Source organism: Streptomyces sp. NPDC059534 (assembly GCF_042743475.1).
In the GTDB taxonomy this organism is placed as follows: Bacteria; Actinomycetota; Actinomycetes; order Streptomycetales; family Streptomycetaceae; genus Streptomyces.
On sequence record NZ_JBHWAQ010000043.1, the window covers coordinates 23,448 to 36,782 of the forward strand.

The following is a 13,335-nucleotide window of genomic DNA, read 5'->3' on the forward strand; positions in this document are numbered from 1 at the left end:
CCGCCGTCACCGGCGTCGGCTCAGTTGAAGTGCTTGTCGATCGTGGATATGGAGAAGTTCGTGACCAGCGCCTCTTCGTGGTTGGCGTGGCTGGTGACGGTGTCTTCCAGGTGGTTGTGGATGTGCGCGCAGGCGCTCAGGAGCGTCTCGGCCTGGCCGCGCCAGGTGTCCCACATCGTCCACATCGCCGACCCGGTCAGGAACCCGTCGCCGTCCAGGCTCTTGGAGGCCGCGTCGGTCTGCGCGCCCGCGTGGAACGCGTCCCGCTCGAACCAGTGGAAGAGCTCCTGCGCCTCGTTGCCGATCGCCTTGAGATCGGCGGACGTCACCTTGTAGTCGGTGGGACCGCCACCGCCCCCGCCAGGGTCCGCGGGCACGCTGTTGAGCCTCATCTCCACGGCCTGGCCGCGGGCTTGGCTCCACTCCTCGTCGAACGACATCTACTTCCCCATGGGTGAGTTACGGACGTCCAGCGGCAGGGTGCGGGCTCAGCCCCGCCGTGAACGGAGTACGGGTACGGCGACGGCGGCACCGACCAGCACGGCCGCACCGATACCGAGGCCGATCCAGAGGCCGGTGTTGCCGCCGTCGTCGGAGGAGGCGGCCTGGGGCTCCGGGGCGGGTGCGGGAGCGCCCGACGACTCCGCCGGCGCCGGACCCGTCGAAGGCAGATCACCCGACGGCGAGGCGGTCGCCACTGCCGCGAGGTCGTCGATGGGCCGCACGTCCGCCGGGCCCGGGTCACCGGGCGTCTTCAGCGCACGGAGCGGCCGAATGGCCCCGTAGCCGATGTAGTCGTTCCGCTTCTCGCCCTCGTTGGGCGCGGCGATCGTGTTCAGCATGACCTTCAGGACCTGGTTGTTGGTCCAGTCGGGGTGCTTGGCCCAGATGAGCGCGGCGGCGGCGGAGGCAAGGGCGGTGGCGTCACTGGTACCGGTGGACTTGCAGATACCCGTTCCGCCTCCGCAGGCGGAGACCGTGTCCTTGCCGGGTGCCGCGATGTCGACCTGCGGGCCGTGCTGGGACATCGGGATGCGCGTCAGCTTCTTGTCGATGGCGCCGACACCGACGACGCCGGGGGTCGCTGCCGGGTACATCGGACGGTTGCCCTTCTCGGCGTCGTTGCCGACACCGGCGAAGACCAGGGCGCCCTTGGCAAGGGCGTGCTTCACCGCGTCCGTGAGCTGAGGCGAGTCCGTCGCCACGGCCATCGAGATGTTGATGACCTTGGCTCCGGAATCCGCGGCGAAGCGGATCGCGTCGGGTACGACGCGGTTGAACTCCGCGTCGGCCGCTGCCTGGTTCTTCGCGTTGTCGTCCCCTCCCGGCACCCGGATGGGAAGAATCTTCGCGGCGGGGGCCAGACCGAACGCCCCGTTGCCGCCGTCGCGTTGCCCCGTGCCCGCGATGAGGCCGGCCATGCCGGTGCCGTGGCCGTCGTAGTCGGTGTATTCGTCACCCGGCTTGTCCGTGGCGAAGTCCTTGCCCTTGAGGACCTGGCCCAGAAGGTCAGGGTTGTCCTTCTCCACGCCGGAGTCGATGACGGCGACGGTGACGCCCTGGCCCTTGCTGAGCTGCCAGATCTCCTCGGCGCCGAATACGTCCAGGTGCCACTGCTGGGCACGGACGCCCTCCGCGTGGGCGGGTACGGATGCGATGCCCACCAGCAGCATCCCCAAGGCGGCCGAGGCGGTGACTCGGACACGGCTCCGACGCGTACTGCTGGTAGACATCTGCTTCCTCGCGCTGATCAGTCGATGACGGGCGGCGCCACGCGGCGGCCCTGCTGCCAGGTCTCCTCGTCCTCGACCAGGTAGTCGGGACGCTCTCCGTTCTGCTCCTCGCGGTCGCCGGGCTTCGTGGCGCCTCCGCGCACGAGGCCGGAACCACCGGCGGTGAAGGGGCGCCCCGCGCCGCCGGCGCCACCCGCGGCGCCGGCGCGCTGCGCCTTGCCGCCGACGACTCCGCCCGACTCACCCGCGAGCCTGCGTCCGCCGCTGATGCCGTTCTGGCTGCCCGCGCCGCCCATGGGGCCGCCCATGCCGTGGCCGCCGCCCATCGGGCCGCGGCCCATGCCCGAGCCGTTGCGCCCGGTGGGTTCGTTGCCGACGACGGTGCTGCGCGGGATGCCGGTCGAGGGCCGGCCCGTGGTGTTGGGGACCTGACGGCCGCCGCTGATGCCCTCGCGGGTGCCGCCCAGCGGACCGGGCATCCCTCGCAGGCTGTTGGGCAGCTGGTTGCGCACGCCGCCGGTGCCGGGACCGGTGGGCCCCAGCGGCCCCGGGCCGCCCTTCCCGGTGAACGGGGGGACGCCGGTGGTGACGAACGGGGGCGTCCCGCCGTCGGGCTTGGTGATCGGCGGCGGACCGCCCGGCGTCTGCGTCGTCGGCACGGTCGGGGTGTGCGGCCGGGTGTCCACACTGTCGATTCCGAGGTCCACGGGCACGTCCGGCCGGACTTCGGGGCGCACCACGTGCGTGGGCCCGGTCGGGTCACCCTTGGGCGGAATGACGTTCGACTCGGGCGTGTTCCGCGTCTCGGGCTGCGAGCGCGTGGTGTCCGTCCCCGTGCCCGTCTCCGTGTCCACGGAGTACTTCTGACCCTTCGACGACGGGTTGACGTACGAGCTCTCCCCGCCGACGAAGGGGCCACCGGCCGGCACGAAGTCACCCGGCGGCGGCGGGAACGTCGGCGGGTCGAAGTTCGTCATCTGGAAGCTCGACCACTGGTAGGAGGAGGAGAGCTTCTCCATCTCGGCCGCGGCCGCCTGCCGGTTCGCCTCCTCCTTGGCGGCGATCACCTTGGCGTCCTCGCTGTCGGCCATGGATGCCTGGGCGTTGCGGGCGACGGACTGCGAGTCGGGGTCGTTGTGGTACTTCCGCGCGGCGTCCAGGTTCTCCTTGGCCTGCGCGTGGGAGGTGTAGCGGGGCATGGCGCCCTGTGCTGTGGCGATGGCCTCGGACGCGTCGCCCATCCAGGTGGAGGCGTGGGTGCTGTAGTCCGCGAGCTTGTTCGTGGAACTGGCCACGCTCTCGGCCCAGTCGGTGAACGCCTTCTCGGCTTCGCCCTGCCAGTCCACGCGGCCGGTGCGGTCACGCAGTTGCTGCGCGATGGCGCGCATTTTCCCGGACGCTTCCGTGAGCCGGTCCGCCGCGTCCCTGACGTAGAAGCTGCTGGCTTCGTCCAGCCACGCCAACATCTGCTGGTGGGACATGGAGCGGAAGTCGGTTCCGCCGCCTCCGCCGCTCTCTGCGGGCCTCATCTGTCGCCTCTTCCCCGTGTCCCTGATGTTCCGTCCGCACCCGCCTACTGGAGGGAGCCGTCGCCCTCGGCCGTCTGAGAGCCTTCGCTCGCCGGTGCCCCGCGGCCCGCTTCCTTGTCCGCCTTGTCCTTGGCGACCCAGGTGCGGTCGTGGATGCCGATCATCTTCTGCTTGACGTCGTCGTCCATCTGCTCGAAGCCGTCCTTGGACGCGACGACGGCGATCCCGAGACCTTCGAGGCAGTCGCGCAGCAGGCCGGAGAGGTCCGTCAGCTGCTTGAGGACGGTGTTGTACGAGTCGTAGACGCTGTTGGCCTCGGACCAGGCCGCACCGCCGCCGCCGAACTGCGCGCGGGACACCGGATCCGACTCCATCTTCTTCGGGTCCGCCTGCGATCCGGTGAGCAGGTCGATCAGCTCGTCGATGCCCTTCTTGAAGTCCGTCATCGACTCGGAGTTGTAGCGCACGGCATCCGCGCTCATCCCCCGCATCCCGTCCACGTAGGCTTCCATGCCCGCGCTCCTCCCCCGTGTGAACAACCGTGCTGCTACTGCAAGTCTAGAAGTTCACTGTAGTCAGGAACGACGACAGTGCGCACCTCCCGGTTGCACAAGCAACGGACATCACATGGTTACGAATTGGGCACGGCGACGGCCGCCTGGGGGCGGATGGGGAGGCGGTTGACCGGGCGGCCGGTGGCGGCGCGTACGGCTGAGGCCACAGCGGCGGGGGAGGTGACGACGGGGACGGCGCTGGCGGGTTTGGCGCCGAAGGGGGCGAGGACGTCGCGCTCTTCGACGAGTTTCACGATGCGAATGTCCGGGGCGTCCAGGGATGTCGGGAGTGCGTAGCCGGTGAGGTCGGGGTGGCGGACGAGGCCGCGGGCGGTGCGGAGGTTCTCGGTGAGGGCGGCGCCGACGCCCTGGGTGACGCCGGCCTCGATGCGGGTGGCGAGCTGGGCGGGGTTGAGGATGCGGCCCACGTCCTGGGCGACGGCCATCTCGACCACGCGGACGGCGCCGAGTTCGATGTCGACGTCGACGACGGCGCGGATGGCGCAGAAGGCGAGGCCGACGAAGGCGTCGCCCTGGCCCGCCTCGTCGAGCGGTTCGGTGGGGTGGGGGCGGCACTGGGCGGTGGCCCAGAGTTCCTTGCCGTCCATCGCCTCGGTGACGGTGGTGGAGAGGACGCCGTCGTAGGAGGTGATCTTGCCGTCGGTGATCTGGAGGAGCTCCGTCGACATGCCGAACTTGTGGGCGAGCGGCTGGAGGAGCTGGGTGCGGACCATCTTCGCGGCCCGTTCGACGGCGCCGCCGGAGACCCAGGTGTGGCGGCCGTGGGCGGCCGGGCCGGCCGGGGGCTGGTCGGTGTCGACGGGGGCGACGTGGACCTCGTCGATGCCGAGGGTCTCCTGGACGATCTGGCGGGCGAGGGTGGAGAAGCCCGAACCGGTGTCGACGGCCGAGCAGATGACCGTGGCGACGCCGTCCATGACGCGGACGGTGGCGGTCGACACCTCGTCGGTGCCCTCCGCGCCGAGCATGTGCACCATGCCGAGGGCGTAGCCCACGCCTCGCCGGACGGCGCCGGGTTCGCCCGCGCCCTCGGGGCCGCCGGGCAGCAGCCAGTCGCCTTCGGGGGTGTCCTTGGGGAGCGGCGGCAGCGGGAAGTCCCGTACGGCGGCGAGGAGTTCCGCGACCGGGGCCGGGCAGGTGACCGTCTGGCCGGTGGGCAGGATGTCGCCGGTCGCCATGACGTTCCGCATGCGCAGTTCGGCCGGGTCGACGCCGAGTTTCGCGGCCAGTTTGTCCATCTGGGCCTCGTAGGCGGCGCACACCTGCATGGCGCCCTCGCCCCGCACGTGGCCGGACGGCGGGTTGTTCGTGCGGACGGCCCAGCCTTCGACGAAGGCGTGCGGGACGACGTACGGGCCGCAGGCGAAGGCCACGGCGGCCGCGAGCGACTCGGAGGACGAGTCGGCGTACGCGCCCGCGTCGAGCAGGATCTGCGCCTCGACCTTCACCAGGCGTCCTTCGGCGTCCGCGTGGTGGCGGTAGCGCAGCAGGGTCGGGTGGCGGTGGGCGTGGCCGAGGAAGGATTCCTCGCGCGTAGCGGTGAGCTTGACGGGGCAGCCGGTGCGCAGGGCGAGCAGGCCCAGCGGGATCTGGAACCCCGGGTCGTCGCGGTCTCCGGTGGCGCCGGGGACGCCGGTGACGACCAGCTTGACCTGTTCGAGGGGCAGGCCGAAGCAGGCGGCGGCCAGGTCGCGGTCGGTGTGCGGGTCGGTGGAGGCGGTGTAGAGCTCGACGCCGCCGTCGGGGCGGGGTACGGCGAGGCCCGCCTCGGCCCCGATCGGCGCCGGGTCCTGGCGTCCGATCCGGTACAGCCCCTCGACGACGACCTCGCCCGTGGCCTCCGGGTCGCCGAAGCGCAGCGGAATGTGCCGGATCAGGTTTCCGTCGGGGTGCAGTGCCTCGGCGGCGAACGCCTTCTCCGGGTCGGTCACCGGGTCGAGGAGTTCGTACTCGACGCTGATCGCCGCGGCCGCGAGCCGGGCGGTGTCGGGGTGGTCGGCGGCGACGGCCGCGATGGCCTCGCCGTGGTGCCGGACCAGGTCGGAGGCGAAGACGGGCCGGTCGGCGACCTGGCGGCCGTAGGTCGCCGCGCCCGGCACGTCGGCGGCCGTCACCACGGCCCGTACGCCCGGCATGGCGGCCGCGGCCGCGGTGTCGACGGAGACGATCCGGGCGTGCGGGTGCGGGGAGCGCAGGATCGCGGCCCACAGCAGCCCCTCGGCCCACAGGTCGGAGGCGTACGGGAACGTGCCCTCGGTCTTCGCCCGCGCCTCGGCCTGCGGGAGCGAGGTGCCGATGCCGTGTGCGGGCGGCTCCTGGCCGATGGTCCCGGGAGCGTCCGGGACTACGGGAACGGCGGTGGTGCCGTCGCTGCTCACGCCATGCCTCCGTCGTGCGGGTGGGGGATCTGGTGCGGGACGCGGATCTCGTGCGGGGCACGGGTCTCGTCGGAGGTCTCGGAGGCGCCGGCCGCGGCGCTCGCCTCGCGCTCGGCGACGACGTCCCGTACGGCTTCGAGGACGCCCCGGTAGCCGGAGCACCGGCAGAGGTTGCCGGCGAGTGCCTGGCGGGTCTCCAGCTCGGTGGGGGCGTGGTTGCCCTCCAGGAGGTCATGCACGGTCATGCACATGCCGGGGATGCAGAAGCCGCACTGGACCGTTCCGCACTTCGACATCGCCCGCTGCACGTCGGACGGCTCGCCGTCGGCCGCGAGGCCCTCGACCGTCCGCACCTCGCTCCCGGCGGCGGTCGCCGCCGGGACCAGGCAGGAGGCCACGAGACGGCCGTCGACCTGCACGTTGCACGCGCCGCACTCGCCCTGCGAGCAGCCGTCCTTGGCTCCCGCGAGACCGAGCCGCTCGCGCAGCACGTAGAGCAGCGACTCGCCGATCCAGGAGCCGGTGACCGGCCGGTCGGCCCCGTTGACCCGCAGGGTGTACGAGGTGTGGGGGTGCTCGTCGCTGTCCGTCGAGGCGTAGGGGCTCGGGGAGGGGGCGGGGGCGGGAATGGGGAGGGACGCCGGAGCGGCCTCGGGGGCGGGTGCGTGCCCCTCGTGCCCCTCGTGCCCGCCGTGCCCCTCGTGCCCGTGCCCGGCATCCCGGTCGGCTTCCGCGTGCTCGTCGGCCCCGGTGTGCTCGTCGGCTCCGGCGTGCTCGTCGAGAGCCTCCGGGCCTTCGGTGGCTCCGGGGGCGTCGGGGTCCTCGGCGGCGTCCGAGTCGTCGCCCGGGGCCTCCTCCGGGACCTCGGCCTCGGTACCGGCCTCGTCGTGGGCGGCCCGCGGGGCCGTGTTCCCGTCCTCGTCGGACGCCTCGGCCGCGGCGTCCGCCGCCGGGTCCTCGGGAAGCGCCCAGGGCGCCGGGGCGCCGCCCGGCAGGGTCGCGGGGGCCTCGGCGTACGGGGCGAGGGCCGAGGGGGCGAACTCGCCCGAGTCCTCGCCGACCGCGTCGGCCGTGTCCGGCACGACCGGGATCTCCCACTGGCCCGTGGTGCCGGAGGCGGACGCGGAGGCGGGCGCCGCCGCCTCGCCGAAGCGCCACTCGGCCGTCGCGTGCGGGTCCTGACCGGCGTGCGGGTCCTGACCGGGGTGTACGTCCTGCCCGGCGTGCACGTCCCGGCCCGGGTACTCGGGGTGCCGGAGGTACTCGGCGTACTCCGCCCGCTGTCCGTCGTGCTCGGCCGGCCCGCCGTACGGAGCCTGGCCGGCGTACTCGCCCTGCCCGTCGTACTCGCCCTGGCGCCCGTCGTACTCGGGCTGCTGTCCGGAGTACTCGGAAGGGTCGGGGTAGTCGGAGTGGTCGGGGTACTCGGGGTGGTCGGCGTACTCGGGCCGGTCCGCGTAGTCGGCGCGCTGGTCGGCGTACTCGGGCATGCCGTCGTAGCCGGCCGGGCCGCCGTACCGCGGCTGCTCGAAGTACTGGGTCTGCTCGGCCTCCGTCGGGAGGTGCACGTTCCAGGTGCCGGTCGCCGAGGGGTCGGTCGCGGCGGCCGGGGTGAGCGGCTGGAGCGGGGTGATCATCGGCGGTACGTAGCCGTGGCCGGGCGCTTCCAGGGGGACGCCGTCGAGCATGAAGTCGGGGGGCAGCTGGACGAACGCGGTGGCGTCGCCGTCGTACCCCTCGCTCTGCGGGATCGGCTCCCAGCCGCCGGGGTAGCCGCCCTGTCCGGTCCGCCGGTCCCCGTGCTGGTCGTTGGTGCTCACGACAGTGCCCTCCCCAGTGCCCGTCGGGCGAGTGCGGCGACGGTGCGCCGCAGGTGCAGTACGCCGGGGGGCGGCTGTTCGTCGCCCGGCGGGTCAGGGATGCAGGCGGCGGCGACGTACTCGCCGAAGGCCGCGAGCGCCTCGGGGGCGAGGCCCCGGTCGTTGTCCCAGTCCACGAGCGAGGCGATCCAGCGCTCGGCCTCCAGGGGGCGCAGCGGCATCGGGGCGACGGCGCCGACGGCGCAGCGCACGCCGCGCCGGGCGGGGTCGAGGACGACGGCGACGGAGGCGGTGGCGCGGGCCGGGCCGGTGCGGCCGGTGGCCTTCACGAAGACCTGGGGGGCGTGGAGCAGCGGGACGCGGACGAAGGCGACGAGCTCGCCGGGGGCGAGCAGGTCGCGGCCCGCGAGCAGGTGGGAGACGGGGATCTCGCGGCTGCCGAGCGGCCCGAGGACGACGAGGTCGGCCTCCAGGGCGGCGAGGACGGGCAGCGAGTCGCCGGTGGGCGCGGCGGTGACGACGTTGCCGCCGAGGGTGCCGGCGTTGCGGATCTGGGGCGGGCCGGCGGCGCGGGCGGCGGCGGCGAGGGCCGGGATGAGGGCGGCGAAGTCGGGGCGGCCCATCCGGGCGTGGGTGAGGCCGGCGCCGAGGAGGGCGTGGCCGTCCTGGTACTGCCAGCCGCGGATCTCGTTGATGCGGCTCAGGCCGACGAGTCCGGCGGGGCGGAGCTGCCCCCTGTTGACGGCGGCCATCAGGTCGGTGCCACCGGCGACGGGCACGGCGGCCGGCATGGCCGTGAGCGCTGCCACGGCCTCGTCGAGCGAGGCGGGCAGCGTCACGGACTGCGCCGTCTGTGGTGCGTGCGTGGTCAACCCGCTGCCCCTTCCCGGTGTCCCGGTGGTCCCCGACTGTGCCCGGCCGTCGCGCCTGCTGTCACGTCTGCTGTCGCGCCTGCGTGTGGGCGTACCGTACGTGCTCACACGCCGGACGTGGCAACTCTGGCACATCTTCCGAGCCGTCCGGCGCGAGGGTCCGCGAAGGACTGTTCCGTCCGGGACGCCCCGGGAGCGACGGTGACTTCCGTTTCGCCGCTCTTGGGTGACACGGGGGCGTCGGGTCTCTCACACGATCGACGTCAGGGCTTCCCGAGGTCGACGGCGGGTCTCTCACACGATCGGGGGCGCCCCCTCGATGGGGCGGCCGAGGACTCCGGGGCGCTGCTGCCGGGGGTGGGGGCCGGCGGGCGGGCGGTAGTCGACGCCGAGGGCGTCGAGGCGCCGGTAGTGGGTGCTCATCCGGCGCTCGAAGCCGGCGTAGTCGCGCGCGTCCGGCGCGGGCAGCGCGGACCAGGCGACCTCGGCGAAGGCGGCGAGGCGCGGGAAGACCTGGTAGTCGACGCGGTCGCGGTTCTCCATCACCTCGGTCCACACGTTGGCCTGGGTTCCCAGGATGTGGGCGGCGGCCTCCGGCGGCAGGCCCGGCGGGACGGGCTCGAAGCGGTAGACGTCCTCCAGGGTGCGGACGAATCCGATGGGCATCGGCTCGTCCTCGCCCGGTGCCTGACGGTGGTCCAGGTAGACCTGCTGCTCGGGGCACATGACGACGTCGTGGCCGGCGGTGGCGGCGGCGATCCCGCCGCCGTAGCCGCGCCAGGACGACACGGCCGCGCCCTCCGCGAGGCCGCCCTGCAGGATCTCGTCCCAGCCGATGAGGCGGCGGCCGCGGTCGGTGAGCCAGCGGTCGAAGTGGCGGATGAACCAGGACTGGAGCTCGTCCTCGTCGGCGAGTCCGAGTTCCTTGATGCGGGTCTGGGCGGCCGGGGACTCCTTCCACTGGTCCTTGGGGCACTCGTCGCCGCCGACGTGGACGAAGGTGGACGGGAAGAGGTCGAGGACCTCCTCGAAGACGCCTTCGTAGAAGCGGAGGACGGCCTCGGTGGGGGCGAGGACGTTCGGGTTGACGCCCCAGGTGTCCCAGACGGTGAGGGCGGTGGTGTCGACGACGTCGGTGTTGCCGAGTTCGGGGTAGGCGGCGATGGCGGCCTGCGAGTGGCCGGGGAGGTCGATCTCGGGGACGACGGTGATGTGGCGCTCGGCGGCGTACGCGACGATCTCGCGGATGTCGTCCTGGGTGTAGAACCCGCCGTAGGGGGTCTCAGTCCAGAGCGGCGAGGCCCGGTGGCCCCACTTGGTGCGGGAGCGCCAGGAGCCGACCTCGGTGAGCCTGGGGTGGCGCTTGATCTCGATGCGCCAGCCCTGGTCGTCGGTGAGGTGGAGGTGGAAGACGTTCAGCTTGTGGGCGGCGAGGAGGTCCAGGTACCGCAGGACGTCGTCCTTGGGCGTGAAGTGCCGGGAGACGTCGAGGAGGAGGCCGCGCCAGCCGAAGCGGGGTCCGTCCTCGACGGTGACGCGCGGGAGGACCCAGCCGCCCTCGCGCACCGGCGCCTTGCGGTACGCGTCCGGGCCGAGGAGCTGACGGAGCGTCTGGGTGCCCCAGAACACGCCCGCGGGTCCGCCGCCCTCGACGAGGACGGCCGTGTCCTCGATCGAGCCGTCGGTGGAGAGGCGGTAGCCCTCGGGGCCGTACCGCCGCTCCACCTCCTCGCTGACGCGCAGCCGGATCGCCCCGGGGCCGGGGCCGTCGGCGAACGGGAATCCGGTGGCGGCGCCCAGGGCGCTCCGCAGCCGGCGTGCGGTGGATTCGGTGCCGGGGCCCGCGTCGAGCGTCGTCCGCTCGTCGAGCGGGACGTATCCGGGGGTGTCCCCGCGGTCCTCGACCGAGAGGGGTGCGGGGATCAGGGCCAGGTCGGAGGTCATCGCGTCAGTCCTTCACCGCCCCGCCCGGTCCGGAGACCAGACGGCGCTGTACGAGTACGAAGAAGACGAGCACCGGGATCGTCATCACGGTCGACCCGGCCATGATGCCTCCCCAGTCGTTGTCGTCGGGCTTGAAGAAAACGAGCAGGGCCATCGGGAGGGTCGACTGCGAGGTGTCGCTGATGAGGAACGACTTCGCGAAGAGGAAGTCGTTCCAGGTGGAGATGAACGAGAAGACGCTGGTCGCGACGAGGCCGGGGAGCACCAGCGGGAAGAGGATCTGCCACAGGAAGCGGGTGCGGCTCGCGCCGTCGATCCGGGCCTGCTCCTCCAGGGCCTCCGGTACCGCCTTGACGAAGCCGCGCAGCATCCAGATCGCGAAGGGCAGCGAGAAGGCGAGGTGCGGCAGGATCAGCGAGCCGAGGGTGTTGAGCTGTCCGAGGTCCCGCATGAGGAAGAAGAGCGGGATGGCCAGCGCCTCGACGGGCACCATCTGGGCGATCAGGAACATGATCAGGAGCGTGGTCCGGAACCGGAAGCGGAACCGGGTGACGGCCGTCGCCGCGAGGAAGGCGATCAGCGCGGAGGCGACGACGACCGTGCCCGCCACGATCAGCGAGTTGAGGAAGCAGCGCCCGAACTCCTGCTGCGCGAGGACGCGCCGGAAGGAGTCGAGCGACGGCGCCAGGGTCCACGGGCGGGGGCTCGTGGACTGGATCTCGCCCGCCGGCTTGAAGGCCGAGAGGACCATCCAGTACAGCGGGAAGGCGACGGCGGCGGCGACGAGCAGGGTGGCCGCCTCGGCCGCGAGACGTCCGGGGCGCCGGATCCGCGGGACACTCACAGCTCTTCCCCCTGTCGTCGCAGCAGGCGCAGGTACACGAGCGTCACGGCCAGCAGGATCAGCAGCATGACGACGCCGATCGCCGAGCCCAGGCTGTACTGGGACGAGGCGAAGGCCGTCTGGTACGCGTACACGTTGAGGACGAGGTTCTGGCCGGCGATGCCGCCGCCGTTCGTCATCACGTAGATCTGGGTGAAGACCTTGAAGTCCCAGATGACCGACTGGATGGTGACGACGACCAGGATCGGCCGGAGCATCGGCGCCGTGACCGAGCGCCAGATCCGCCACTGCGAGGCGCCGTCGAGGGCGGCGGCCTCCAGGACCTCGGACGGGACGGACCTGATGCCGGCGAAGACGGTGACCATCACGAACGGGAAGGAGCACCAGACGACTTCGAGGAGGACGAGGGCGAAGGCGCTGTACCGGCCGTAGGTCCAGGAGTGGTCGCCGAGCCCGAGCAGTTTGTTGACGGGGCCGAAGTCGGGGTCGAAGAGGAAGACCCAGACGGTGGAGCCGGTGATCGCGGGGGTCGCCCAGGCGCCGAGCGCGGCCGTCATCAGGACGAGCCGGGGCAGGGCACGCACGCGCGTGAGGAGGACGGCGAGGGCGCAGCCGACGGCGAGCGTGGTGACGACGCAGGCGGCGGCGAAGACGATGGTGGTGAGGAGGACCTGCCGGAACTGCGGGTCGGCGAAGAGGGGCGTGTAGTTGCCGAACCCCTTGAAGGAGGTGGGTCGGCCGCCGCTGACCTGGGCCTGGGTGTACTCCAGGAAGGAGATGAGCCCGAGCTGGTAGACGGGGTAGAGGAGGAGCCCGCCGAGGACGGCGAGTGCGGGCAGCAGGTACAGCCAGGGGGTCCAGGGGCCGGCGTGCCGGGGGGTACGGGTGGTCCGGGCGCAGCCTTGGGGGGCCGGGGGCGCGGGCGCGCCGGTGCGCTTCTCGGTGAGCCGGGTCGTCATGCGGCTCAGCCCGCCGGCGCGAAGGCCGCGTCCATCTTCCGCGCGGCGGTGTCGGCGGCGGACCTGGCGTTCTTCCGGCCGCTGACGATCTCCTGGAACATCGTCGGCAGGACGAGGGAGGCGTCGATCCGCCCCCAGCCGGGGGACGCGGGGACGAACCTGGTGCCCGCGCCGAGGGTGTCGATGAAGGGCTTCACGAAGGGCTGCCGCTGCGCCGCGGAGGCGCGGACGTCGGTGTAGGTGGGGAGGAATCCCATCGCGTCGAAGAGCTTGCCCTGGGTGTCCTTGCCGGTGAGCGACTTCAGGAGGTCGACGGCGAGGGTGCGGTGGGAGGTGCTCCTGAGGACGCCGATGTTGTTGCCGCCGGCGAAGGCGGGGGCGATGGTGCCGGGGGTGGTGCCGGGCAGCGGGACGACGGCGTACTTGCCCTTCACGGCACCGGCTTCGACGGCCGCGTGGCTGAAGTCGCCGCCGATGGCCATGCCGGCCTTGCCGGCGGCGAAGGCGGTGACGGTCGCGTTGCCGCCCATCTGGGCGCACTTGGCGGCGGGGCAGTTGCCGTCGCCGAAGAGCGAGGTGTAGGTGGTGATGCCCTGGAGGGCGGGCAGCTTCATGACGGAATCCCCTCCGGAGTGCGCGTTGCAACATGCGCAATGGGCGTTTCGTGCTGCACAACACGCG

Annotated in this window: 10 protein-coding genes and 1 pseudogene; all 11 read right to left on the reverse strand. The window is 72.6% G+C overall.

Features of this window, described 5'->3' with window-relative positions:
• Window positions 1–20 precede the first annotated feature (20 nt).
• Complete coding sequence (locus ACFVZH_RS34120) at window positions 21–440, reverse strand: hypothetical protein (protein ID WP_384903554.1); 420 nt, start codon at window positions 438–440, stop codon at window positions 21–23.
• Window positions 441–488: 48 nt separating this feature from the next.
• Window positions 489–1,673 (reverse strand): type VII secretion-associated serine protease mycosin, encoded by a 1,185-nt coding sequence (mycP, locus tag ACFVZH_RS34125; protein ID WP_384903591.1) that lies wholly within the window; start codon window positions 1,671–1,673, stop codon window positions 489–491.
• Between the two features lie 77 nt (window positions 1,674–1,750).
• Entirely contained in the window at window positions 1,751–3,262 is a 1,512-nt protein-coding gene (locus tag ACFVZH_RS34130) for a hypothetical protein (protein ID WP_384903556.1), read from the reverse strand.
• 44 nt (window positions 3,263–3,306) lie between these two features.
• Complete coding sequence (locus ACFVZH_RS34135) at window positions 3,307–3,774, reverse strand: hypothetical protein (protein ID WP_384903558.1); 468 nt, start codon at window positions 3,772–3,774, stop codon at window positions 3,307–3,309.
• 119 nt (window positions 3,775–3,893) lie between these two features.
• Window positions 3,894–6,215, reverse strand: coding sequence for a xanthine dehydrogenase family protein molybdopterin-binding subunit (locus ACFVZH_RS34140; protein WP_384903560.1), 2,322 nt, complete (start codon window positions 6,213–6,215; stop codon window positions 3,894–3,896).
• Window positions 6,212–8,035, reverse strand: a complete 1,824-nt coding sequence (locus tag ACFVZH_RS34145) for a 2Fe-2S iron-sulfur cluster-binding protein (RefSeq protein ID WP_384903562.1) — start codon at window positions 8,033–8,035, stop codon at window positions 6,212–6,214. The genes ACFVZH_RS34140 and ACFVZH_RS34145 overlap by 4 nt, the downstream gene beginning before the upstream one ends.
• The gene (locus tag ACFVZH_RS34150) at window positions 8,032–8,907 is read right to left on the reverse strand and encodes an FAD binding domain-containing protein (RefSeq protein WP_384903563.1); all 876 of its coding nucleotides are present in this window, start codon (window positions 8,905–8,907) and stop codon (window positions 8,032–8,034) included. Before ACFVZH_RS34150 ends, ACFVZH_RS34145 begins: the two co-directional genes overlap by 4 nt.
• Window positions 8,908–9,201: 294 nt before the next feature.
• A complete protein-coding gene (locus tag ACFVZH_RS34155; RefSeq protein ID WP_384903564.1) occupies window positions 9,202–10,851 on the reverse strand; it encodes a beta-N-acetylhexosaminidase in 1,650 nt (549 codons plus the stop codon).
• A 4-nt stretch (window positions 10,852–10,855) separates the two neighbouring features.
• Window positions 10,856–11,695, reverse strand: coding sequence for a carbohydrate ABC transporter permease (locus tag ACFVZH_RS34160; RefSeq protein ID WP_384903566.1), 840 nt, complete (start codon window positions 11,693–11,695; stop codon window positions 10,856–10,858).
• Window positions 11,692–12,654, reverse strand: coding sequence for a carbohydrate ABC transporter permease (locus ACFVZH_RS34165; protein WP_384903567.1), 963 nt, complete (start codon window positions 12,652–12,654; stop codon window positions 11,692–11,694). Before ACFVZH_RS34165 ends, ACFVZH_RS34160 begins: the two co-directional genes overlap by 4 nt.
• A gap of 5 nt (window positions 12,655–12,659) precedes the next feature.
• A pseudogene (locus ACFVZH_RS34170) lies at window positions 12,660–13,256 on the reverse strand (extracellular solute-binding protein); the annotation flags it as partial.
• Window positions 13,257–13,335 lie beyond the last annotated feature (79 nt).

Excerpts from the sequence above, each read along its gene's own strand:
- ACFVZH_RS34135 (WP_384903558.1), bottom strand. The coding sequence starts at position 3,774 with ATGGAAGCCTACGTGGACGGGATGCGGGGGATGAGCGCGGATGCCGTG.
- mycP (WP_384903591.1), bottom strand. The coding sequence starts at position 1,673 with ATGCTGCTGGTGGGCATCGCATCCGTACCCGCCCACGCGGAGGGCGTC.
- ACFVZH_RS34155 (WP_384903564.1), bottom strand. The coding sequence starts at position 10,851 with ATGACCTCCGACCTGGCCCTGATCCCCGCACCCCTCTCGGTCGAGGAC.
- ACFVZH_RS34130 (WP_384903556.1), bottom strand. The coding sequence starts at position 3,262 with ATGAGGCCCGCAGAGAGCGGCGGAGGCGGCGGAACCGACTTCCGCTCC.
- ACFVZH_RS34165 (WP_384903567.1), bottom strand. The coding sequence starts at position 12,654 with ATGACGACCCGGCTCACCGAGAAGCGCACCGGCGCGCCCGCGCCCCCG.
- ACFVZH_RS34120 (WP_384903554.1), bottom strand. The coding sequence starts at position 440 with ATGTCGTTCGACGAGGAGTGGAGCCAAGCCCGCGGCCAGGCCGTGGAG.